The sequence below is a fragment of the Thalassococcus sp. BH17M4-6 genome, from assembly GCF_049323015.1.
Classification (GTDB): Bacteria; Pseudomonadota; Alphaproteobacteria; order Rhodobacterales; family Rhodobacteraceae; genus Puniceibacterium.
In genome coordinates this window covers 276,918-299,071 of record NZ_JBMPGU010000002.1, presented here as the reverse complement: position 1 = coordinate 299,071, position 22,154 = coordinate 276,918, and the positions used below count along the sequence as shown (strand labels likewise).

At 66.7% G+C, this 22,154-nt stretch carries 17 protein-coding genes and 1 tRNA gene; 6 read left to right on the top strand and 12 right to left on the bottom strand.

Annotated features, from left to right (window positions below):
* Nucleotides 1-243: 243 nt before the first annotated feature.
* The 6 genes from ACOXXX_RS03890 to ACOXXX_RS03865 form a co-directional block, all read right to left on the bottom strand.
* Entirely contained in the window at nucleotides 244-1,557 is a 1,314-nt protein-coding gene (locus ACOXXX_RS03890; RefSeq protein ID WP_422825236.1) for an SPOR domain-containing protein, read from the bottom strand.
* A gap of 67 nt (nucleotides 1,558-1,624) precedes the next feature.
* On the bottom strand, nucleotides 1,625-2,257 hold the full coding sequence (gene upp / locus ACOXXX_RS03885; RefSeq protein WP_422825235.1) for a uracil phosphoribosyltransferase: 633 nt from the start codon (nucleotides 2,255-2,257) through the stop codon (nucleotides 1,625-1,627).
* Nucleotides 2,254-3,276, bottom strand: coding sequence for an adenosine deaminase (locus ACOXXX_RS03880; protein ID WP_422825234.1), 1,023 nt, complete (start codon nucleotides 3,274-3,276; stop codon nucleotides 2,254-2,256). The genes upp and ACOXXX_RS03880 overlap by 4 nt, the downstream gene beginning before the upstream one ends.
* Nucleotides 3,273-4,478 (bottom strand): phosphopentomutase, encoded by a 1,206-nt coding sequence (locus tag ACOXXX_RS03875; protein ID WP_422825233.1) that lies wholly within the window; start codon nucleotides 4,476-4,478, stop codon nucleotides 3,273-3,275. Before ACOXXX_RS03875 ends, ACOXXX_RS03880 begins: the two co-directional genes overlap by 4 nt.
* Nucleotides 4,479-4,589: 111 nt before the next feature.
* The gene (locus tag ACOXXX_RS03870) at nucleotides 4,590-5,891 is read right to left on the bottom strand and encodes a thymidine phosphorylase (protein ID WP_422825232.1); all 1,302 of its coding nucleotides are present in this window, start codon (nucleotides 5,889-5,891) and stop codon (nucleotides 4,590-4,592) included.
* Nucleotides 5,891-6,283: a cytidine deaminase gene (locus ACOXXX_RS03865; RefSeq protein WP_422825231.1), complete on the bottom strand. Its 393-nt coding sequence runs from the start codon at nucleotides 6,281-6,283 to the stop codon at nucleotides 5,891-5,893. The genes ACOXXX_RS03870 and ACOXXX_RS03865 overlap by 1 nt, the downstream gene beginning before the upstream one ends.
* 186 nt (nucleotides 6,284-6,469) lie before the next feature.
* On the opposite strand from ACOXXX_RS03865, the gene ACOXXX_RS03860 reads away from it, so the two are divergent.
* Complete coding sequence (locus ACOXXX_RS03860; RefSeq protein WP_422825230.1) at nucleotides 6,470-8,749, top strand: NADP-dependent malic enzyme; 2,280 nt, start codon at nucleotides 6,470-6,472, stop codon at nucleotides 8,747-8,749.
* A 541-nt stretch (nucleotides 8,750-9,290) separates the two neighbouring features.
* Nucleotides 9,291-11,183 carry a propionyl-CoA synthetase gene (locus ACOXXX_RS03855; RefSeq protein ID WP_422825229.1) on the top strand — a complete coding sequence of 631 codons (1,893 nt, stop codon included), beginning with the start codon at nucleotides 9,291-9,293 and terminating at the stop codon, nucleotides 11,181-11,183.
* 43 nt (nucleotides 11,184-11,226) lie between these two features.
* On the opposite strand, the gene ACOXXX_RS03850 is transcribed toward ACOXXX_RS03855, so the two are convergent.
* The 6 genes from ACOXXX_RS03850 to ACOXXX_RS03825 all read right to left on the bottom strand — a co-directional run bounded on the left by ACOXXX_RS03850 (nucleotide 11,227) and on the right by ACOXXX_RS03825 (nucleotide 17,996).
* Nucleotides 11,227-12,516: a PQQ-dependent sugar dehydrogenase gene (locus ACOXXX_RS03850; RefSeq protein WP_422825228.1), complete on the bottom strand. Its 1,290-nt coding sequence runs from the start codon at nucleotides 12,514-12,516 to the stop codon at nucleotides 11,227-11,229.
* Between the two features lie 81 nt (nucleotides 12,517-12,597).
* Nucleotides 12,598-13,752: a surface lipoprotein assembly modifier gene (locus tag ACOXXX_RS03845; protein WP_422825227.1), complete on the bottom strand. Its 1,155-nt coding sequence runs from the start codon at nucleotides 13,750-13,752 to the stop codon at nucleotides 12,598-12,600.
* Nucleotides 13,753-13,861: 109 nt separating this feature from the next.
* Nucleotides 13,862-14,548: a hypothetical protein gene (locus ACOXXX_RS03840; RefSeq protein WP_422825226.1), complete on the bottom strand. Its 687-nt coding sequence runs from the start codon at nucleotides 14,546-14,548 to the stop codon at nucleotides 13,862-13,864.
* A gap of 169 nt (nucleotides 14,549-14,717) precedes the next feature.
* Complete coding sequence (locus tag ACOXXX_RS03835; protein ID WP_422825225.1) at nucleotides 14,718-15,374, bottom strand: LuxR C-terminal-related transcriptional regulator; 657 nt, start codon at nucleotides 15,372-15,374, stop codon at nucleotides 14,718-14,720.
* Nucleotides 15,371-17,470 carry an ATP-binding protein gene (locus tag ACOXXX_RS03830; protein ID WP_422825224.1) on the bottom strand — a complete coding sequence of 700 codons (2,100 nt, stop codon included), beginning with the start codon at nucleotides 17,468-17,470 and terminating at the stop codon, nucleotides 15,371-15,373. The genes ACOXXX_RS03835 and ACOXXX_RS03830 overlap by 4 nt, the downstream gene beginning before the upstream one ends.
* A gap of 436 nt (nucleotides 17,471-17,906) precedes the next feature.
* Nucleotides 17,907-17,996, bottom strand: a tRNA-Ser gene (locus tag ACOXXX_RS03825).
* A gap of 215 nt (nucleotides 17,997-18,211) precedes the next feature.
* Between ACOXXX_RS03825 and ACOXXX_RS03820 the strand changes: the two genes are divergently transcribed.
* The 4 genes from ACOXXX_RS03820 to ACOXXX_RS03805 are packed head-to-tail and all read left to right on the top strand — an operon-like array spanning nucleotide 18,212 to nucleotide 22,076.
* Nucleotides 18,212-19,114 carry an SPOR domain-containing protein gene (locus ACOXXX_RS03820; protein ID WP_422825223.1) on the top strand — a complete coding sequence of 301 codons (903 nt, stop codon included), beginning with the start codon at nucleotides 18,212-18,214 and terminating at the stop codon, nucleotides 19,112-19,114.
* A 42-nt stretch (nucleotides 19,115-19,156) separates the two neighbouring features.
* A complete protein-coding gene (locus tag ACOXXX_RS03815) occupies nucleotides 19,157-20,332 on the top strand; it encodes a D-alanyl-D-alanine carboxypeptidase family protein (RefSeq protein ID WP_422825222.1) in 1,176 nt (391 codons plus the stop codon).
* Nucleotides 20,329-20,955 carry a dTMP kinase gene (gene tmk, locus ACOXXX_RS03810; protein ID WP_422825221.1) on the top strand — a complete coding sequence of 209 codons (627 nt, stop codon included), beginning with the start codon at nucleotides 20,329-20,331 and terminating at the stop codon, nucleotides 20,953-20,955. Before ACOXXX_RS03815 ends, tmk begins: the two co-directional genes overlap by 4 nt.
* Nucleotides 20,952-22,076, top strand: a complete 1,125-nt coding sequence (locus ACOXXX_RS03805) for a DNA polymerase III subunit delta' (RefSeq protein ID WP_422825220.1) — start codon at nucleotides 20,952-20,954, stop codon at nucleotides 22,074-22,076. Before tmk ends, ACOXXX_RS03805 begins: the two co-directional genes overlap by 4 nt.
* The last annotated feature ends 78 nt before the right edge of the window (nucleotides 22,077-22,154 follow it).

Below are 22,154 nucleotides of genomic sequence, written 5' to 3'. Positions count from 1 at the left end.
GCACGGAATCAAAGCCGCCCTCGGCGGCCGCCGTGCCAGCGCCGACAAGGCCCCGTGGACCCGACGCAGTCGCGGTGGGGCAATGACCGCTCGCTACCTAAAAGCTGACATCCATCACACTTGCTCCCGAAGATGTCTTCAAAAGCTGGTTGGCCTGATGGATTGGTAAACGCCCCCCGCCTCGCGCTGTATCGTCCAACGCGAGAAAGGAGGCGACCTTCAAGACCTTCGCCGACCGAACCGCTAGCGCACGAACGCGTCGCCGAAACCGGCACGGCGGGCGGCCGACAGGGCGCGGCTCAGGTCGGACTGGCTGCTGAACGGACCCGCCATGACGATGCGATACGACTTGCCGCCCTTGCTGTACTTGCCATAGCGCACCGGCAGGCCCATGCCCTGCAACCGCCGCGCGGTGCGTTCGGCGTTGGCGGGCACGCCGAAGGTTCCGACCTGCACGTATCTGCCCTTGGCCACGGCGGCCGGTTTGTTGGGCACCGACCTGGAGGCCATGCGCGGCTCTGCCGCCTTGGCCGCGCCCTTGGTCGAGGTATGCGCCTTCTGCGTGGCGTAATCGGTGTAGGGATAGATCAGCTTGGGGTATTTCGCGGTGACATCGCGGCCCGTACGTCGGTCGACAAGACGGCGCGGCACCGTGTTGGTCCAGACCAGTTGGGTCTTGAGATACCCCTCGACCGTCTGGTTGGCGCGCTTGCGGTTCAGCCGGTCGTCGTCAAACGCCGGGCGATAGCCCTTGGGCGTCCGCACCACCTGATCGTCGCGGTTTTCGTAGACGTGGCGCGGCACGATGCGGGTGTTGCCGCTGACCCGTGTCCCGCTGTCACCATATTGCAGCCGGTGCACGTTCTTGTCGGGCGTCGGCGCCTCGCCGCGCCGGACGAGCGTGACGTGCGGAGTGGATTGCGGACCGCAGCGCACCTTGTAGCGGCTACCGTCGTGAATGTACTGCGCGCTGATCGGCGACGCGCCCCGGCAGGCCTGACGCGCGGCCTGCTGCACCGCCTGCGGTGGCGCGGCGGGTTTGGGGGCGACGATACGCGGAGCCGGTTTGGGGGCGGCACGCACCACTCTCTGCGGCGTCGGCGTTTCAACCCGGCGCACCACCGGCTTGGGGACGGCGGCCGCTACCGGTGCGCGGCGCGCGGTCGCCCGCGGCGCGGGCTGTGGCCGCGGGGCGGGCGCTGCGGCCCGGACCTGCGGGGCCGGGGCCGCGGCAGGTTCCGGATCGGGCGTGATCTGAACGACGTTTTCCGCGCGGCGCGGTGTCGGAGCCGGGGCAGCCGCCGTTGCCGTGGGCCGCGCCCCGCACAGATGATCGCGGGCACGGTTCACGCGTGGGACCCAGTTGACGTTGCCGTCGATCCCGGCGCGGACATAGACGCAGCCGCGGCTGTCGACGTATTGCCGACCGGTGTACGAGGCCGGTGGAAATTCCGCCGGAATCTCTGTCGACTGGCGGCTTTGCGCACTGACCGGCGCGGACGTGACCCCAAGCGCCCCGGCCACGATGGCCAAGGCAAAAAATCCTGCATATCGCATGTCTTCCCCCACAGATGACCTGTGCAGGATGCAACATCACCTGACCCAAGTAAAGCGTTGAAATGGCTTATTTTGTGCCGAACATGCGGTCACCCGCATCCCCTAGTCCGGGCACGATATAGCCCTTGTCGTTCAGCCGGTCGTCCAGCGCCGCGGTGACAATCGGTACATCGGGATGCGCCTCCTTCATGCGCGCAACCCCTTCGGGAGCGGCCAAAAGGCAAAGAAACCGGATATTTGTGGCCCCTGCCTGCTTCAGAAGGTCGATCGCCGCGGCCGAGGAATTGCCCGTCGCCAGCATCGGATCGACGGCGATCACCAGCCGGTCCTCCAGCGCTTCGGGCACCTTGAAGTAATACTGCACCGGCTGCAGCGTTTCCTCGTCGCGGTAAAGCCCGACGAACCCGACGCGGGCCGATGGAATCAGTTCCAGCACCCCGTCCAGCAATCCGTTGCCCGCCCGCAGGATCGAGATCAGCGCCAGCTTCTTGCCGTCGAGCACCGGCGCCTGCATCTCCTCCATCGGGGTTTTGATGCTGCGCGTCGTCATCGGCAGGTTGCGCGTCACCTCGTATGCCAAAAGCTGGCTGATCTCGCGCAGCAGCTGGCGGAAGACGGCGGTCGAAGTGTCGGCCTCGCGCATCAGGGTCAGCTTGTGCTGCACCAGCGGGTGATCGACGATTGTCAGATGCTCGGTCATGATCCCTCCAGGGTCTTGAGGATGCGGTCGCGGGTGGCGCTGTCGCAGAACGCGGCGCGCGCGGCATTGCGGGCGATCTCCATGAAATCCTCGGCCCGCCAGTCAAAGGTCCGCGCCAGGTTCAGGTATTCGGCGCGCATGCTGGTGTGAAAGAACGGCGGATCGTCGGTCGATACGGTCACCGTCACACCGCGCTGGCGCAGCTGGTCGATCGGGTGCTTGGCAAGGTTGCCATAGACCCCCAGCGCCACGTTCGAGCCCGGACAGACCTCGAGCACCACCCCGTCCTCTGCCAGCCGATCGACAAGCGCCAGATCTTCGAACGCGCGGACGCCGTGGCCGATGCGTTCGACCCGCAGGTCGTCCAGCGCGGCGCGCACCTCGGACGGCCCGCGCCATTCCCCGGCGTGGCTGGTCAGCCGCAACCCTGCCTCGCGCGCCATGTCGAAACTGTAGGCGAAATCCTTTTGCGCACCGCGGTTCTCGTCCCCTGCCATGCCGAAGCCCACCAGCCAGTCGCCCGCGGTTTCCGCCGCGCACCGGGCGGCGGCCCTGGCCCTGTCGGGGCCGAAATGGCGCACGCAGGTCACGATACCACGCAAGGTGACACCCATCTGCGCCTCGGCCCGGGTGGCGGCGTCCTGGATCGCGGCCAGATAGTCCCGCCAGGCACCAAGATCACCGCCACCGCAGAAATCCGGGCTCAGGAAGGTCTCGGCATAAATGACGTCGTTGTCGGCGCATTGTTCCAGCACGGCGGTGGTCAGGCGGGCGTAATCCTCGGGCGTTTTCAGCACGCTAGTCGCGGCCTCATAGACCTGCAGAAAATGCCCGAAGTCGCGAAAGGCATAAGCGCCATCGGGCCGGAACACGCCCGACAGGTTGACCGACTTTTCCTGCGCCAGCCCGCGAATGAAATCAGGCGGCGCCGCGCCTTCGATATGCAGGTGCAATTCGACCTTGGGCAGGGTCTCGATCCCGGCCAGGTCCTCTTCGGTCAGCGGCTCACGATCCGTCATAGAAAGCTCTTTCCCGGTCCCTGCGGCGGTACGCCCAGATGCGCTGCGATGCTGGCGGCGACATCGGCAAAGGCCACCTGCCCGATCTCGCCCGCGCCGCCCCCGTGGATCAGCACCGGCACCCTTTCGCGGGTGTGGTCGGTGCCGGACCACGTGGGGTCATTGCCGTGATCCGCCGTCAGACACAAGAGGTCGCCGTCGCGCAGCTGCGGAAGGATCCGGCCCAGGCCGTCGTCGAACCATTCCAGCGCGCGGGCATAGCCCGACACGTCGCGACGGTGGCCATAGAGGCTGTCGAACTCCACGAAATTGGCAAAGGTCAGGCTGCCGTCGGGGGCATCTCGCACCAGATCTCCCAGATGGTCCATCAGAGTCGCATCCGTCCCCTTGCGCAGATCGTCGATCCCGCGCATCGAAAAGATGTCGCCGATCTTGCCGACGGCAAAGACCTTGCCGCCTGCCCCCTGCACCCAGTCGGTCAGCACCGGGGACGGCGGCGCGATGGCGTAGTCGCGGCGGTTGGCGGTGCGGCGGAATTCGCCCTCCTGACCGACGAAGGGTCGGGCGATGACGCGGCCCACCTTCATCGCGTGCAGGTCGGGCGCCAGCCGCGCGCATAGGTCTAGAAGCCGGTCCAGACCGAACGTCTCCTCATGGGCGGCGATCTGGAACACGCTGTCGGCCGAGGTATAGCAGATCGGCCAGCCGCTTTGCAGATGCGCGGCTCCGAACCGGTCGATCATCACCGTGCCGGAGCCGTGGCAATCGCCCAGAATGCCGTCGGTCCCGGCAAGCGCACAGACCCTCGACGTCACCTCGGACGGGAAGGCCGGTTCGGCCTTGGGGAAATAGTGCCAGTCCCAGGGCACCGGCAGGCCTGCCAGCTCCCAATGGCCCGACGGCGTGTCCTTGCCGCGCGACACCTCGGTCGCGGCCCCCCAAAGGCCGGTGGGCGTGGCGGTCAGCCCCGGCGCGTCGTCGCCCGAGGCAAGCCGCACCGCCGCCCCCAGCCCCAGCGCATCCAGATGCGGGATGCGCAATGGTCCGCTGCGCCCCTCTTCGGCCCGGCCCGCCGCACAGGCCTGCGCGATATGCGCGACCGTGTTGGCCCCGGTATCGGGGCGGTCGTCGTTGAAATAGCGGTCCGCGTCGGGCGCGCCGCCGATCCCCACCGAATCCATCACCACCAGAAACGCCCGCATTCTATCCCCCTGCCCCGAACATCCGGGAACCGACACGCTGCATCATCTGCCCGTAAATACTTCGGGGAGCGCGAGGGGCTGGCCCCTCGCTCCGGCGATGACACCCTGCACTCACGCCACCCGCTCCCGCACCAGCTTTGCCTTGGGCGCGGCCCCGCCCAGTGTCACCGCCGCGCGCACAGCGGCCACTGCGGCCTCGGCCTCGTGTTCGCGCGCGGCATGCACCCGGGCCAGCGGCTGGCCCTTGCGGACCTCGGTGCCCAGCGCCATAACCTCGGACAGGCCGACCGCCGGGTTGACCACATCGCTTTCCACCTGCCGCCCGCCGCCAAGTTCCACGACAGCAAGGCCCAGCACCTCGCCGTCGATGGCCGTGACGGTGCCGTCGGCGGGCGCCTCGACCTCCCTTATCACCGGCGCCTCGGGCAGGAACCGCGCCCAGTTCTCGACAAAGGCGACGGGGCCGCCCATGGCGTAGATCATCCGCCCGAACCGTTCGGCGGCGCCGCCGTCGGCGATGGCGGCGGTGATCCGCGCCGCGCCCTCTGTCGCATCCGCCACCACGCCCGCATTGGCCAAAAGCTCTCCGCCCAGCGCGGCGCAAAGCGCGCCCAGCCGGCCCTCTGCCGCGCCCGTCAGCACCTGAAGCGCCGCGTCGACCTCAAGCGCATTGCCCAGTGCCGAGGCCAGCGGCTGATCCATGTCGGTGATCAGCGCGGTCGTGGGGCACCCGGCGGCCTTGGCGGTGCCGACCAGCGCTTTTGCCAGCGCCCGCGCGTCGGCGTCGGATTTCATGAAGGCCCCAGATCCGACCTTGACGTCCAGCACCAGACCGCCCAACCCGGCGGCCAGCTTTTTCGACAGGATCGACGCGGTGATCAGGTCCAGACTTTCGACCGTGCCGGTCACATCGCGCACCGCGTAAAGCCGCTTGTCCGCCGGGGCGATGGCGGCGCTCGCCGACACGATGGCGCAGCCCGCTTCGGCCACCACGGCGCGAAACCGCGCCTCGTCCAGCGCCGTGACGCAGCCCGGGATCGCCTCCATCTTGTCCAGAGTGCCGCCGGTATGGCCCAGCCCGCGGCCCGAGATCATCGGCACGTAGACGCCGCAGGCCGCCAGCGCCGGGGCCAGGACCAGCGACACGCAATCGCCCACGCCCCCGGTGGAATGCTTGTCCAGGACCGGCGCGTCCAGATCCCAGGTCAGCACCTGCCCCGAATCGCGCATCGCCTCGGTCAGCGCCACGCGCCCGGCGTCAGACAGGCCGCGCAGGCAGACCGCCATGGCAAAGGCCCCGGCCTGCGCGTCGCTCACTCCCTGATCGGCCAGCCCCTCCGCGAACCAGCGCAGCGCTTCCGGCCCCGGCTCCTGCCCCCGGCGCAGCCCGGCGATGATCGCGCGGGCGTCCATCAGTCCCCCTCCATATGGCCTTTGCCAAAGGCGCCGGGCAAAAGTGCCGACACCGTGGTCTGCAAGGTCGTCCCTGCCGTTGTCGCCAGCGTCACCGTCACATCACCATCGGCGAATTCCGCGATCTTCTGGCGGCAGCCGCCACAGGGCGGCACCGGGCTGGGGCTGTCTGCGATCACCGCGATTTCCGCGATCCGCGTGTCGCCTGCGGCGATCATCGCCGCGATGGCGCCCGCCTCGGCGCAGGTGCCTTCGGGATAGGCCACATTCTCGACATTGCAGCCAACATGCACCGTGCCCGAGGTCGCGCGCAGCGCCGCGCCGACCTTGAAGCGGGAATAGGGCGCATGGGCGTTTTCGCGCACCGCGCGGGCATCGTCGATCAGGGACATCTGGCACCTCCGTCTTGCCGGGGCAGAGTGTGCCGGGGTCGGACAGGATGCAAGCGGCCTGTCGCGTCAGCCAGTGCGCCTGCCCGCCAACTTTCTCACCCAAAGCGCCAATGTTTGCGACGGACAGCACCTTTCCCTGACCCGCGGGAAGTGCTTTAACCCAAGGCAAACGCGAAAGAGGGACCCATGGCCGACACCCCCGACAAGACGTTGCGCGAAGCGGCGCTGGAATATCACCGCCATCCGAAACCCGGCAAGCTGGAAATCCGCGCCACCAAGCCGCTGGCCAATGGCCGCGACCTGGCCCGCGCCTATTCGCCCGGCGTGGCCGAGGCCTGCCTCGAGATCAAGTCCGATCCCGACACCGCCCGCGACTACACCGCGCGCGGCAACCTCGTGGCGGTGGTGAGCAACGGCACCGCAGTGCTGGGGCTGGGCAACATCGGCGCGCTCGCCTCCAAACCGGTGATGGAGGGCAAGGCCGTCCTCTTCAAGAAATTCGCGGGCATCGACTGTTTCGACATCGAGGTGAACGAGAGCGATCCCGAAAAGCTCGCCGATATCGTCTGCGCGCTGGAGCCGACATTCGGCGCGATCAACCTTGAGGATATCAAGGCGCCCGACTGTTTCGTGGTGGAAAAGCTTTGCCGCGAACGGATGAACATCCCGGTCTTCCACGACGACCAGCACGGCACCGCCATCGTCGTGGGGGCTGCGGCCTTCAACGCGCTTCTGGTCGCGGAAAAGCGGTTCGAGGAGATCAAGATCGTGTCCACCGGCGGCGGGGCGGCGGGCATCGCCTGCCTCAACATGCTGGTGAAACTGGGGGTGAAGCGCGAAAACATCTGGCTGTGCGACATTCACGGGCTGGTCTACGAAGGCCGGACCGAGGACATGACCCCGCAGAAGGCGGAATTCGCGCAGGCCAGCGACCTGCGCACGCTGGAAGACGTGATCGACGGGGCCGACCTCTTTCTAGGGCTCTCGGGGCCCAATGTCCTGAAGCCCGCGATGGTCGAGAAGATGGCGGTGCGTCCGATCATCTTTGCCCTCGCCAACCCCAATCCGGAAATCACCCCCGACGACGCCCGCGCCGTCAGCCCGAATGCCATCATCGCCACGGGACGGTCGGATTTTCCCAACCAGGTCAACAACGTCCTGTGCTTTCCCTTCATCTTTCGCGGGGCGCTGGATGTCGGCGCCACGACCATCAACGACGAGATGGAGATCGCCTGCGTCGAAGGGATCGCCGCGATGGCGCGCGCCACGACAAGCGCCGAAACCGCTGCCGTCTACAAGGGCGAACAGCTGACATTCGGGCCCGACTACCTGATCCCGAAACCGTTCGACCCGCGCTTGTCGGGCGTGGTGTCGGCCGCCGTGGCCAAGGCCGCGATGGAAACCGGCGTGGCGACGCGGCCCATCGATGATATGGCCGCCTACAAGGCCAAGCTTGACGCCAGCGTCTACAAATCCGCCCTGATCATGCGCCCGGTGTTCGAGGCCGCGCGCACCGCGTCGCGCCGCATCGTGCTGGCCGAGGGCGAGGACGAGCGGGTGCTGCGCGCGTCGCAGGCGATCCTGCAGGAAACCACCGAACAGCCGATCCTGATCGGCCGCCCCGAGGTGATCGAGGCGCGGTGCGAACGGCTGGGACTTGAAATCCGGCCCGACCGCGATTTCAAGATCGTGAACCCGGAAAACGACCCGCGTTACCGCGACTACTGGGAAAGCTACCACAACCTGATGTGCCGCCGCGGTGTCACGCCCGACCTCGCGCGGGCGATCATGCGCACCAACACCACCGCCATCGGCGCGGTCATGGTCCATCGCGACGAGGCCGACAGCCTGATCTGCGGCACCTTCGGCGAATTCCGCTGGCACCTGAACTACGTCAGCCAGGTGCTCGCGACCGAGGGCCGGCATGCGGTGGGATCGCTGTCTCTGATGATCCTCGAGGACGGGCCGCTTTTCATCGCGGACACTCATGTGCATGTCTATCCCAGCCCCGCGCAGCTGGCCGAAACCGCCTGCGCCGCCGCGCGCCACGTGCGCCGGTTCGGGCATACGCCCAACATCGCCTTCTGTTCGCAGTCGCAGTTCGGCAACCAGGGCGACGGGTCGGGCAACCGCCTGCGCGAGGCCATCGCGATCCTCGATTCCGAGCCGCGGGATTTCTGCTACGAGGGCGAGATGAACGTGGACGCGGCACTCGACCCCGAGCTGCGGGAAAAGCTGCTGCCCAGCAACCGGATGAAGGGGGCGGCCAACGTGCTGATCTTCGGTCATGCGGATGCGGCGGGCGGCGTGCGCAACATCCTCAAGATGAAGGGAGGCGGGCTCGAGGTCGGGCCGATCCTGATGGGGCTGGGCAACCGCGCCCACATCGTGACCCCGGCGATCACCGCGCGCGGTCTGCTCAACATGGCGGCCATCGCGGGCACGCCGGTATCGCACTACGGCTGACAGCGGGCGACCGCGCATTCGTTGACGCAAGGTTAAGAATGGGAGTGACTCGGCGTGTTTTTCGCGCTAGGGTTGATTCATTCTCAACGGTAAATGGATTTCAGATCAACTCCGCGCTGGCTATTTCGCCGCACATTCACCGACCACTGCCTGACGTCCCCCCTACTCACGACAGGAACCCGGTTCGGTGCAGACTGGCTGATCCGGGGCGGTCCCCCGTCGTTCCTCCGAGGGACCGCTCCGGCAGCTACACCTTTCGCCCCCCGCTGCGGACAAATCCCATACGGCGTACCTGCTGGCGGCGGGCTACGTCGTCGGCTTCGCGAATCACACTTCGCAACAATCTGTATGCAGATTTGCAAAATCTATCCAGAAATACGTCTAACCGCATAAATTAAAGTGCTTTGCAAATCTTTGCAGGCGCCAACAGCGCATTTCCGCAAATTTTCCTGCGCCAATCTGCCACGCGTCACGGCAAGATACTGGACGCGGGCCATCCGGGTTCGTAACGCTTCTTGCCACCGGGTGGAGGAGACACGTCATGGGATATGCAGAGGTTTACGCAAGCTGGCAGGCCGATCCAGAAGGCTTCTGGATGCAGGCAGCCGAGGCGATCGACTGGGACGAAAAGCCGTCGCGGGCGCTCTTCAACACCGGCAACGATCTTTACGAATGGTTCGCCGACGGCAAAGTCAACACCTGCTGGAACGCCGTCGACCGGCACGTGGCCCAAGGTCGCGGCGATCAGACCGCGATCATACACGACAGCCCGATCACCGGCACCCAGACCAAAATCAGCTATGCCGAGCTGCAGATCCGCGTCGCGCGGCTGGCCGGGGCGCTGCGGGCGCGCGGCATCGACACCGGCGACCGGGTCATCATCTACATGCCCATGGTACCCGAGGCGCTCGAGGCGATGCTGGCCTGCGCGCGGCTGGGGGCGATTCATTCGGTGGTCTTCGGCGGCTTTGCGGCGCACGAACTGGCGGTGCGCATCGACGATGCGCAGCCCAAGGCCATCCTCGCCGCGTCTTGCGGCATCGAACCGGGGCGCGTCGTCGCCTACAAGCCGCTGGTCGACGGGGCCATCGAACAGGCAAAACACAAGCCCGAATTCACCGTCTTTTTGCAGCGCGAACAGGCGCCGTGCGAGCTGAGCGACGGCTTCGACCTCGACTGGCACGCCTTCCAGGAAGGCGCCGAACCGGCCGACTGCGTGCCCGTGAGCGGCAACCACCCGGCCTATATCCTCTATACCTCGGGCACGACCGGCGCGCCCAAGGGCGTGGTACGCCCCACCGCCGGGCACCTCGTCGCGCTCAACTGGTCAATGAAGAACATCTACAACGTCGATCCCGGAGAGGTCTTCTGGGCCGCGTCCGACGTGGGCTGGGTCGTCGGGCACAGCTACATCTGCTACGGTCCGCTGGTGCACGGCAACACCACCATCGTGTTCGAGGGCAAGCCCATCGGCACGCCGGATGCGGGCACGTTCTGGCGGGTGATCGCTGAACATGACGTCAAGAGCTTCTTCACCGCGCCCACGGCCTTTCGCGCCGTGAAACGCGAGGATCCCAAGGGCGAGTTCCTCAAGAAGTATGATATTTCGGGGCTGCGCGCGATCTATCTGGCGGGCGAACGCGCCGATCCCGACACCATTGAATGGACGCAGGCCCTGACCGGCAAACCGGTCTACGATCACTGGTGGCAGACCGAAACCGGCTGGACCATTGCCGGAAACCCGGTGGGGATCGAACCGCTGCCGGTCAAGATCGGATCCCCCACCGTGCCGATGCCGGGCTACGACATCCACATCCTCGACGAGGCGGGCCACGAGGTCGCGCCGGGCGAGCTGGGCGCCATCGCCATCAAGCTGCCCCTGCCCCCGGGCACGCTGCCGACGCTCTGGAATGCCGAGGATCGGTTCCGCAAAAGCTACCTGTCGCATTTCCCCGGCTATTACGAGACCGGCGATGCGGGGATGAAAGATGCCGACGGCTATGTCTGGATCATGGCGCGCACCGACGATGTGATCAACGTGGCAGGGCACCGGCTGTCCACCGGCGGGATGGAAGAGGTGCTGGCCAGCCACCCGGATGTGGCCGAATGCGCGGTGATCGGCGTGGCGGACGACCTCAAAGGCCAGCTGCCCATGGGCTTTGTCTGCCTGACCAAGGGGGTGAACCGCCCGCATGACGAAATCACCCGCGAATGCGTCAAACTGGTGCGAGACCAGATCGGACCGGTTGCGGCCTTCAAGCTCTGCGCCGTGGTGGACCGGCTGCCAAAGACGCGGTCAGGCAAGATCCTGCGCCGCACGATGATCCAGATCGCCGACGGGTCCGAGTTCAAGATGCCCGCCACGATCGACGATCCGACCATCCTGGACGAGATCAAGGCAGCGCTGCAGGACATCGGCTACGCCAAGGGCTGACCCTGGCCCCTGGGGCGGCCCCGGGCGGGGCCGCCACGACGGTTCAAGCGGCGGTCACGCGCCAGATGATGTCGCCCACATCGTCGGCCATCAGCAGCGATTTGCCGTCCGGACCGATGGTCACGCCGACCGGACGGCCATAGGCGCGCTTTTCGTCGTCGGAGAGAAAGCCGCTGAGGATATCGCGCGGCGGTCCGCTGGGTTTGCCATTCTCGAACGGCACGAAGATCAGCTTGTAGCCGCTGAGCTTTGAGCGGTTCCACGATCCGTGCTGGCCGATCACCATGCCATTGCCGAACCCCGGCAGCGTTCCGTCTGGCAGCCAGCACAGGCCCAAAGACGCGGTATGCCCGCCAAGCGCATAGTCGGGGGTGATCGCCTTGTCGACCATCGCGGCATCCTGCGGCACGCGGTCGTCCACCGTCTTTCCCCAGTAGCAATAGGGCCAGCCGTAGAAACCGCCCTCTTTCACCGAGGTCAGGTAATCGGGCGGGGTTTCATCGCCCAGCCCGTCGCGTTCATTGACCACGGTCCAAAGCACGCCGGTCTCAGGCTCCCACGCCATGCCCACCGCGTTGCGCAGGCCCGAGGCGAAGATGCGTGCATCGCCGCTGGCCACGTCCAGTTCCCAGATCGCGGCGCGGCCCTCTTCGACCTCCATCCCGTCATCGGCGATGTTGGACAGCGATCCGACGCCCGCGTAGATCTTGCTCTCGTCCGGCGACACCAGCAGGCTGCGGGTCCAATGGCCGTGCGGTTTGAATTCCACCAGCCGTGTGCCTTCGCCTGTCAGCGACGTGGCGCCGGGTGTGTAGTCAAACCGGACGATGCCATCGGTGTTGCCCAGGTAGAAGGTGGTGCCGATCAGCGCCATGCCGAAGGGCTGGTTCTGGTTCTCGACAAAGACCTCGCGGGTTTCAGCCACCCCATCGCCATCCTCATCGCGCCAGAGCGTGACGCGGTTGGCGCTCTTGCCGATGGCCTTGACCCGGCGCATCGTCGCATGCGCGGCGTGGTCCATCAGGGTCTTGGGCGGACCCGCCTGTTCCTTGGATTCCGCCACCAATACGTCGCCGTTGGGTAGCACCTCGATCCAGCGGGGGTGGTCCAGCCCGCTGGCAAAGGCATTGACCTTGAGCCCCGGCGCGCAGGTCGGCAGGCGTCCATCCCGCCAGCCGTAGGCGACGGGCATCTTGAGCGTCATTATGCCCTGTTTCTTGGCATCCGGGATCTGCGGCGCGGTGCCCATGGCCTGATGTGACGGTGCCCCGATCCGGCGCGCCGCGGCCACGGCGCCGCCCACAAGCTCGGTGGCTTTCGCGATGATATCCATGTCTGGTCTCCAATCCGATCCCCGCAACCCTAGCGCCTGGCCCGTCAGGGGCAACAGCCGCTTTGCGCGGGCGGGCACCGATCAGAAGGTCGTGCGCAGGCCGATGCTGATGGATTTGTTGGTATAGCTGTTGAGCGGCTGGTTGGATTTGTTTTCCTCGAACTTCATCTTCAGCACCGGCAGGAACCGCCCGATCTGGTACTTGGAGTTGAAGAACTGCGCCTCGACCGCGCGGGAATCGTCGCGGCGGCGGCTGCCCAGCAGGGCATTGGTGCCGTCGCGCTCGTCCCGCCCGACGGTGAAATCCAGCATGGTCACCAGCCCGCCCTTGAAGGCGTAGGTGCCCCCCAGCGTCAGCGCCCCCTGCCAGCCCGACTGCAAATCGCCCTCGGCATCAGTGCGCAGCACGTAGCCGCGCGCGCGCAAGAGCGCATTGGGCGCCAGCGCATAGGCGAATTGCGCGTTGAGCTGCAGGCGCGGCCCGTCGGCCAGCGTGAAGGTCTTGTGGCGGATCTCGTAGGCCTCGAACCCGATCTGAGCCTGCGCACGGTTGCCCAGCGGGCGGGAATATTCGCCATAGATACCGGTGCGGTCGCTGTAGTGCTCTCCGGCGGCATAGGACGTGCCCGCCAGCAACCCCGCCTCGACAAAGGTGTTGGGCGCAGGCGAAAACCGCAGACCGGTGCGGCCGATCACGAGCGTTTCCCGCAAAGCGACCTCATCGTAATACTTGACCTGCGCATCCAGCGAAAACGTCGCCTCGAGCCGTTTGGTCAGCCGCGGGCGGTAGGTGACCCCGGCGCTGATCACGGCACCGGTGGCGGGTTCGGCACGCAGGTTGCGGGGCACCCGGAAATCCAGCCCGCCGACATCGACGCTGCCCGCCGCGGTGCCGCGCCCGGCGTTGCTGGCCGGTTCCAGGCTGAAGCCGAAGCGGACGGACCAGACCTTGCGTTCGGCGATCTTGGCCAGGGCGGCATCGACGGAATGGCGCTGGCGCGCCGTCAGGTTGGCCCCGCGCGCCAGTTCGAAGTGATACCGCGCGCGCCCGTCACGCTCCAGCAGATAGAGGACGTAGGCCAGTTCCAGCCGGTAGAGCACCACGTCGGGATAGTCGCGCACCAGCCGTTCCAGGTAGGGTAGTGCTGCTTCGGGGTTGTCGGCCTGCATCTGCTGGTTGGCACGCAGCCAATCCGCGGGCTGGCCCGCCTGCGCCGCGGCCACCACCGGGGTCATTAGTGCCAGACACAGCACAAGCCACCGTAGCAAAAGAAAAAAATGACTCCCCTTTCGGGGAGCCACAGAGGATGTTCGAAATGACTTCTTCGAAATTCCCATATTCGGATTACTGGCGTTCCAGATAGAAGGTGCCACCGCCTGCAAAGCCGAACCCGACAGAATTCTCGTCGCCCACCAGCGCCGCAGCTGCGCCGTGCGCACCTTCGGCATTGGAGCCGCTGAAGCTGCCGATCAGGCTCAGCTGCACGGTCGAGGTCTGGTTGTTGATCGACTCGGTCAGGTCGCCGCGCATGTTGGCGATCAGGTTGCCCTGGGTGATCGTGCCTGCGTTGGCGGGCAGTTCGATGTCGGTCTGGGTCACCACGTTCGGATCGTCGGTATTGGCGGTGTCGAGCGTGCCGTCGAGCGTCACATCCTCGCCGTCAACCTCGCCTTCGAAGTTCGTGGCCGTGCCCGACAGGCTGCCGTCGTCGAAGTCGGCCGCCAGTTCGATGTCACCGATGAAGAAGCCGTTGATCTCCTGCGTCTCGGGATCAAGCGAATCGATCTTGGTCTTGCCTTCGTAGTTGACGGTGCCGGTCTGCCGGATGGTCTGCGGGCCAAGCTGCTGAACGCGGTCGGCGTTGTTCTGGTACGCGGTCATGGGGGGCGTGCCACCACCGCCGCCGCCTCCACCGCCACCGCCGCCACCACCGCCGCCGCCTCCACCGTTGTTGGTGGCCTTAAGGCAGGCGCTCAAAGACAGGCAAACGAGTACCGCAACGGTCCCGCGAAGGATCTTGGACGTGTTCATTACATTCCCCTTGAACAACTTTTGCGCGGTGCGCCGACAAGGCGGGTGCACAATCTACTGGGTTGCCAGCGGGTCGCATGCCGACCCGCCGAACACCGCCTTTTTTCACCAAGCGTCGAAATCCGTCACTCCCCCGTTTGGGGGGGATTTTCAGGTTTCACGATAAAAGTCAGTCATTTGCGGTGTCATCCGCCAAGAGCCCGAGGCGGCTGGCGTGAATCGCCGCCTCGGCCCGGTTGGACACTTCGAGCTTGCGGTAGATCGACTTGATATGGGTGATCACCGTGCTGTCCGCGAGGCCGTAAACCTCGGCCACTTCGGCCACGCGCAGCCCACGCGCGATCAGGCGCAACACGTCGGTTTCGCGCTTGGTCAGCTTGGACTTGGCCTCGTAGCTGGGGCCGGTCATCTGGAAATGCCGCATGATCCGCCGGGCGATCTGCGGGCTGAGCGGCGGCACCCCGCTCAGCAGCAGGCGCAACTGGTGTTCCAGCACGTCCTCGGGGTCGCTCTTGAGCAGATAGCCCTGCGCGCCCGCCGCCAGGGCCGACACGATGGCGCTGTCGGTGGCCATGACCGTCGTGACCACGCTCATGCAGTCGGGCTGATCCCGGGCCAGCCGCCGCAAGAGCGTCGTGCCTTCGCCGTCGGGCAGGTTCAGATCGACCAGCGCCAGATCGAACCGCTGATCGGAGCAGGCGTGTTCCGCCTCGCGCAGCGTCGCGTGTTTGGCCAGAAAGGCCTCGGGAAAGATCTTCTGCACGATCTCGGCCAGCCATTCGCGAGACTGGCGCACATCCTCGAGAATCAGGATATTGCCGATCATTCCGCCGCCTTGTCGCGCAGTTGGTCGGGATCGAGCGGCAGTGTCACCTTGATCAGGGTGCCGCTCTGCCCCTCTTCCCGGTTGTCGATCCGGGCGTGGCCCATCAGCACCTGCGCGCGGTCCATGATGTTGGGAATGCCATTGCCGCCCGCGTCGATCACGCCCGGTGGCAGGCCGATGCCGTCATCCTCGATCTCCAGTGTGATGTCGTCGCCGACAAGAGCGATATCGACCTCCAGCCTGCCGGCCTGCGAATGGCGCAGCACGTTCGACACAGCCTCGCGCAGGATCGACCGCAGGCCGTTGACCAGTTCGAAAGAAATGATCGGGCCGTCGTCGGCATCGTTGTCAGCGGGACCGGTCCAGCGCAGCGCGATGTCATGCGCCTCGAGCCGCTGTGCGGTTTCGGTGCGCAGATCGGCCAGCATGGTCTGCAGCGCGAATTCGGCCTGAAAGCCGTCATTGATGATGGCGCGCAGGTCAGACAGGCTGTCGCGCAGCAGATCGTCCTTGCGCGACACCTCGCGCGAGTGCAGCGCGTTCAGAAGCTGCGCGCCAATGTTGTCGTGCACGTCGCGGCTGATCCGGTCCCGCTCGAGGATCACGCCGCGTTCATAGGCGCGGCGGCTTTCGGTGGCCAGGTCGTGCATCTGCACCATGTTGGCCACGATCTCCAGATCATCGCGGGAAAAGAGCCGCCTGCCCTTCTGCGCATAATAAAGCCGCCGGGGTGCCAGCCCGTCGATGCCGGGGATCAGCAGCGCCAGGCCGTTTTCTTCGATCCGCGGGCTTGGCACCGGCTCGCTCAGCGGCTCTGGCGGGGCCAGGGGGGCGAACACGTCCGTCAGCAGCGCATCCCAGCGCAGCCCGTGTTCGCGGCTGGTGGGCGACAGCGCCGCGCTCACGATATCGGCCATGCGCCCCTGCAGCGTGGCCGACCGGCGGTGCAGTAGCAGCCTCAGCAACATCTGCCGCAGCGGAAAGTACAGGAACCCGGCAATCAGCAGCGCCACGCTGAGCGACAGCCAGGGCTGGCCTTGCAGGAATCGGATCAGCAGCACGTCGAGCACAAAGATCATCACCATGCCGCTGAGCCAGAGCCAGATGTAATAGGACCAGCGGTCGAGGTTGAAGACCTTGTAGCGCATCACCCCCAGCGCCAGCCCCACATGCATGATGTTGAAGAACGCAAAGGCGATGCCCTGCGGGATGAACCCCTCGTCGGCGATGCCCAGCGTGATCGGCGCCGAGCTGAGGAAGACGAACAGCGAACACCCCACCAGCGACACCAGGATGAACCAGCGCAGCCCGGCACGGTTGAGCGGCTCGCGCCTGCTGCGGAACCACTGGATCGTGCCCAGCACCAGCGCGATCAGCATCTGCGACAGCACCGCCATCCCGGCGATGTTGTCGGGGCCCGTGCCCAGATAGCTCAGCACAATGGCGACGCTGTAAAGGGCGGCCGGGATCAACAGCCAGACCGGCCGGAACATCGGCTTGGGATATTGCGAGAAAAGCCCCACCAGCGCGATGCCGAAAGACACCGCGCCAAGCGCGTTGATGCCCGACAGGGTGTGGAACAGCCCCCCGTCCAGCGCGATCTGCCGGGTCGAATAGATCGCCGCGGACTGCGCAAAGACCGGCACGAAAAGCGCCGTCAGCGCGAACATCCGCGCGCCCCAATCGCCCGGGCGCAACGCAATGATCCAGCCACCGATGAAGAGCGATACGAGCCCGACCACGATCTGGAACCAGAACGCCCAGGGCAGATCCGAAAGCTGCCGCGCGCGCACCTCGAATTCCCGGGTTTCCACGCGGTCGTCCGGCAGCCGGTAGGCAACCTCGACCCGGGGCTCGTCCAACTGCGCCCGGATCAGCGACTGCCGTTCGCGAAACGCGGCGATGGCGGCATTGGTGCCCAGCTGGTCGGGCTCCTCGATCAGGTCGGTGGGCAGGATCTCGATCCCGCCAACCTCGACCGGGACCGCGCCCCGCGGCAGATCGATCTGCGGCTGCGATAGCGCCACGAGGATGCTGACCAGCGACATGGCGCACCCCAAAAGCACCACGCCCAGAAAGACGAAGGCCGGGGACAATCTGTAATTTCGGGGTGTCATCGTAACCGGGTAATCCACGCACAACCAAAGTAAATCCCCCGAAATGGGGGGTGCCGTAATCTGCGACGGGTCCGCGCATCCGACAAGCCGGAAAACGCATCAGATCGGTATTTTGGCGGGTGGCCCGGACAGCGGCGCCAACCCTGACGGAAACAGCTCTCGCCCGGGTAGGCGCGCTAGTGTCGTCGGGAGGCGGTCAGCGCTGGCCTGGCTGAGGGGATGCGGATGGACACAGAGAGTGCCGCCGATTGGTGCAGGCGCCGGAAATCCTACTCTGTCCGGTCAAAGATGCGGCAGTCGGTCTTTGGTCATAACGCGCGCATCCAGATGGACGTTATCGGGTAACCTCAAAAAAGGCGGAAACGCCAAGGCTTCCAAGAGCTACCATCTGAATTCAGTGCGCCAGCGCATGTCGTGGCGGAGGCTGTGGGATTCGAACCCACGGGACGCTCTCACGCCCAACGGTTTTCAAGACCGCCGCATTCGACCACTCTGCCAAACCTCCGGTCGTTCGGGAATAGCCCCGCTCACGCGATTCTGAAAGCCGGTGGTCGGGAAAATCCGCCGAGACGGGGCAGTGGTCTTTTCTTGGCGCGCCATTGCCGCTAAGCTGCGCGCACGCGAGGCGCAGTTACATCTGCAAACGGGGTCCAGGACCGGGAAAACCCGGCAAAGCGAAGCCCCGGACCGGATGCACGATATCAGGCTAAGGGGCACGGAATGAGCAGGGATTTCGGAACAACGCGGCAGCATGGCTGGACGCTGCGGAGCATGGCTTTGCTCGTGGGCCTTACCGCCCTGACCGCCTGCGAAGACGGCCAGATGCCGGGCTTCCTGCAGCCGCGTGAGACGGATGCCGCAGGCTCTGAACCGGCAAGCCGCGCCTCCCGCACAGTCGAGCGTGACATCGAGGCACCCGAGGTCTTTGAGGCCACCGAAGCAGGGCTGTGGGATGGCCGCCCGTCGCTGGGCGGGGTCTGGGCCGCGCATCCCGACGTCAAGGCCCCCGAGCGGATCATCATTCGCAACGAACAGAACGGCAAGTTCGTGATCGGCGCGCTTTTCCGCCGCGAACGCGAAACCCCAGGACCGCGCCTGCAGATCTCCTCGGACGCCGCCGCGGCCCTTGGCATGCTGGCGGGCCAGCCCACCAACCTCAACGTCGTCGCTCTGCGTCGCGAAGAGGCCGAAGAGCCCGTGACCGACGCCCCCGCCACGCCGCAACCTGCCACGACCACTCTGGCCGCCCCGTCGGACGTGGACGCAGGCACCATCGAACCCGCCGATCCGGTGGCCACCGGAGCCGCCGCGGCCATCGCCGCCGCCCCGGCCGCGGCCCCCGCACCGGCCGCCGCGCCTGCCCCCAGACCGCAGCCGCAACCCTCGAGCCTGGCGAAGCCTTTCATTCAGATCGGAATCTTCAGCGTCGAGGCCAATGCCGAGAACACTGCCACCGCGATGCGGCAGGCGGGCATGGTGCCGACGGTGAAAAAGCAATCGTCGAGCGGCAAGACGTTCTGGCGCGTGCTGGTCGGCCCGGCGCAGACCAAATCCGAAATCGACGCACTGTTGAAAAAGATCAAGGCCAGCGGCTTTGGCGACGCCTATGCCGTCACCGACTGACGCCGCCCCGGCCTGACGCCACATTCCTCAAGGGAGCTGCCCATGATCCCCGCCCTTCGCCCGTTTCTGGCCGCCCTGGCCGCGCTGGTCTGCCTTGCGCTGCCGGCACAGGCCTTCGACACCAAGGCGCGCGCCGCCTTCGTTCTGGATTTCACCACCGGCACCGTGCTGCTGGCCAAGAATGCCGACGAGGCGCTGCCGCCGGCGTCGATGTCCAAGCTCATGACGCTTTACATGGCGTTCGAGGCGGTGCGCGACGGGCGGCTGCAGCTTGACGAACGTCTGCCGGTGTCCCAGCACGCGATGTCCTACGGCGGCTCGACCATGTTCCTCGACACCACCGACCGGGTGAAGGTCGAGGATCTGCTGCGCGGCATCGTGGTCCTGTCGGGCAACGACGCCTGCGCCGTCATCGCCGAGGCGCTGAGCCCCGATGGCACCGAACGCGGCTTTGCCGAGCTGATGACCCGCAGGGCGCAGCAGATGGGTATGACCAGTTCGACCTTCAAGAATTCCAACGGCTGGCCCGCCGAAGGCCACCACATGTCGATGCGCGACCTGACGTTGCTGGCCAGCCACCTGATCCGCGACTTTCCCGACTTCTACCCGATGTTCGCCGAACAGACCTTTGCCTTTGACGGCCGCGCGCCGCAGAACGTCAGCAATCGCAACCCGCTGCTGGGGCTTGGCATCGGGGCCGACGGGCTCAAGACCGGGCACACACAGGCGGCGGGTTATGGCCTTGTCGGATCGGCCAAGCAGGGCGACCGCCGGGTGATCTTTGCCATCACCGGGCTGGGCAGCACGCGCGAACGCGCCGAGGAATCCGAGGCGATCGTGAACTGGGCCTTTCGCCAATTCGCCGAGAAGAAGCTGACAACCGCCGGGCAGCGCGTGGCCGATGCGCAGGTCTTCATGGGCGCCGAAGACACGGTGGGGCTGGTCACGACCGAAGATGTGACCCTGCTGGTGCCGGTCCTGACCGGCGCGCCGCTCGATGCCGAGGTGGTCTATACCGGCCCGCTACAGGCGCCGATCAGCGCGGGTCAGCAGCTGGCCGAGCTGATCATCCGCCCCGAAGGCCTGCCCGAACACCGCGTGAGCCTGGTGGCCGAAAGCGCCGTGCCACGCGGCGGGTTCGTCGATCGGATGATCAACGTCTCGACCGCCCTGCTGCGGCGGCTGAACAACGGCCCCGCGCCCGAGGGAACGATGTGACGGCACAGGGCCTTTTCGTCAGCTTCGAAGGGATCGACGGCTCCGGCAAATCCACTCAGGCGCGGCGGCTGGCCGCGTCCCTGCAGGCGGCGGGGCGCGAGGTCGTGCTGACCCGCGAACCGGGCGGCAGCACCGGTGCCGAGGAAATCCGCGCCCTTGTCCTGCAGGGCGATCCCGACCGCTGGTCGGCGGAAACCGAGCTTCTGCTTTTCACTGCGGCGCGCCGCGACCACCTGGAACGCACCATCCGCCCGGCGCTCGCCGCCGACCGGATCGTGATCTGCGACCGGTTTGCCGACAGCACGCGGATGTACCAGGGCCTGTCGCGCGGCGATCTGCGCGGCAAGGTCGACGCACTACACGACCTGATGATCGGGGCAGAGCCCGACCTGACCCTGCTCATCGACATGGACCCGAAACAGGCTCTGGGCCGGGCCAAGGCCCGCGCCACGCTCGAGGAACGGTTCGAGGATTTCGGCCAGGGCCTGCAGGACCGGATGCGCGCCGGGTTCCTGGCGCTGGCGGATGAATTCCCTGACCGCATCCGCGTCATCGACGGCAACCGGGACGAAGACGCGGTGGCCCGCGATGTGGCCGCCACGGTCGCGGCGCATCTGGCATGAGCGATGACGTGCATCCGGAACCCGACCGCGTCGACGGCGCGCCGCATCCGCGCGAAACGCCCGCCCTCATCGGTCAGGGCCCGGCCGAACGCGCTTTCCTCGACGCCTACGGCGCCGACCGGCTGCATCACGGCTGGCTGATCACCGGCCCGCGCGGCCTCGGCAAGGCGACGCTGGCCTGGCGTATCGCCCGGTTCCTGCTGGCCACCCCAGCCGCGGGCGACGACGGTCTTTTCGGCGCGCCTCCGCCGCCACAAACCCTCGACATCGCCGCGGACCACCCGGTGATGCGCCGCACGCTCGCGATGTCCGAACCAGGGCTGAAACTGGTCCGGCGCGGCTGGGACGACAAGGCCAAGCGGCTGCGGGCGGTGATCACGGTCGATGAGGTGCGCGATGTGAAGCAGTTCTTCGCGCTCTCCTCGACCGACGGCGGGCGCCGGGTGGTGATCGTCGATGCCGCCGACGAGATGAACCCCAATGCCGCCAACGCCATCCTCAAACTGCTGGAAGAGCCGCCCGCCCGGACGACGCTGCTGCTGGTCAGCCACCAGCCCGCGCGGCTTCTGCCCACCATCCGCTCGCGCTGCCGCGAACTGCGCCTGTCGCCGCTCAGCCCGGACGACATGGCGACGGCCCTGCAACAGGCGGGGGTCACGGTGCTTCCCGACCAGGCGGCGGCGCTGTCGCAGCTCTCCGCCGGGTCGGTGGGCGATGCGATCCGGCTGCTGAACCTTGATGGCCTCGCACTCTACGCGAGCCTCGTGGCGGTGCTGGCCAGCCTGCCCGACCTCGACCGTCCCCGCGCCATCGCCTTGGCAGAGTCCACCGCCGGGCGCGGGGCCGAGGCGCGGCTCGACCTGCTCGTCACTCTGCTGGACATCGCGCTGGCCCGGCTGGCGCGCACCGGCGTCATCGGCGCGCCTCCGGACCTGCAGGCCGCCCCGGACGAGGCGCGCATCCTGTCCCGCCTTGCCCCCGACGCCCGTGCGGGCCGCCTTTGGGCGCAGCTGGCCCAGACTTCGGGCGACCGGCTGCGCCACGGCCGCGCCGTCAACCTCGACCCGGCCAACCTCGTGCTCGACACGCTGCTGCACATGCAGGCGACCGCCCGCCCCTGAGGTCGCCCCTTCTTCTTGGCTGAAACTCCAGAGAGCACGAGAGACAGCGTCTCTCGTATCGCCCGGTACGGGCGATCC

Excerpts from the sequence above, each read along its gene's own strand:
- ACOXXX_RS03890 (WP_422825236.1), bottom strand. The coding sequence starts at position 1,557 with ATGCGATATGCAGGATTTTTTGCCTTGGCCATCGTGGCCGGGGCGCTT.
- upp (WP_422825235.1), bottom strand. The coding sequence starts at position 2,257 with ATGACCGAGCATCTGACAATCGTCGATCACCCGCTGGTGCAGCACAAG.
- ACOXXX_RS03880 (WP_422825234.1), bottom strand. The coding sequence starts at position 3,276 with ATGACGGATCGTGAGCCGCTGACCGAAGAGGACCTGGCCGGGATCGAG.
- ACOXXX_RS03875 (WP_422825233.1), bottom strand. The coding sequence starts at position 4,478 with ATGCGGGCGTTTCTGGTGGTGATGGATTCGGTGGGGATCGGCGGCGCG.
- ACOXXX_RS03870 (WP_422825232.1), bottom strand. The coding sequence starts at position 5,891 with ATGGACGCCCGCGCGATCATCGCCGGGCTGCGCCGGGGGCAGGAGCCG.
- ACOXXX_RS03865 (WP_422825231.1), bottom strand. The coding sequence starts at position 6,283 with ATGTCCCTGATCGACGATGCCCGCGCGGTGCGCGAAAACGCCCATGCG.
- ACOXXX_RS03860 (WP_422825230.1), top strand. The coding sequence starts at position 6,470 with ATGGCCGACACCCCCGACAAGACGTTGCGCGAAGCGGCGCTGGAATAT.
- ACOXXX_RS03855 (WP_422825229.1), top strand. The coding sequence starts at position 9,291 with ATGGGATATGCAGAGGTTTACGCAAGCTGGCAGGCCGATCCAGAAGGC.
- ACOXXX_RS03850 (WP_422825228.1), bottom strand. The coding sequence starts at position 12,516 with ATGGATATCATCGCGAAAGCCACCGAGCTTGTGGGCGGCGCCGTGGCC.
- ACOXXX_RS03845 (WP_422825227.1), bottom strand. The coding sequence starts at position 13,752 with ATGACCCCGGTGGTGGCCGCGGCGCAGGCGGGCCAGCCCGCGGATTGG.
- ACOXXX_RS03840 (WP_422825226.1), bottom strand. The coding sequence starts at position 14,548 with ATGAACACGTCCAAGATCCTTCGCGGGACCGTTGCGGTACTCGTTTGC.
- ACOXXX_RS03835 (WP_422825225.1), bottom strand. The coding sequence starts at position 15,374 with ATGATCGGCAATATCCTGATTCTCGAGGATGTGCGCCAGTCTCGCGAA.
- ACOXXX_RS03820 (WP_422825223.1), top strand. The coding sequence starts at position 18,212 with ATGAGCAGGGATTTCGGAACAACGCGGCAGCATGGCTGGACGCTGCGG.
- ACOXXX_RS03815 (WP_422825222.1), top strand. The coding sequence starts at position 19,157 with ATGATCCCCGCCCTTCGCCCGTTTCTGGCCGCCCTGGCCGCGCTGGTC.
- ACOXXX_RS03805 (WP_422825220.1), top strand. The coding sequence starts at position 20,952 with ATGAGCGATGACGTGCATCCGGAACCCGACCGCGTCGACGGCGCGCCG.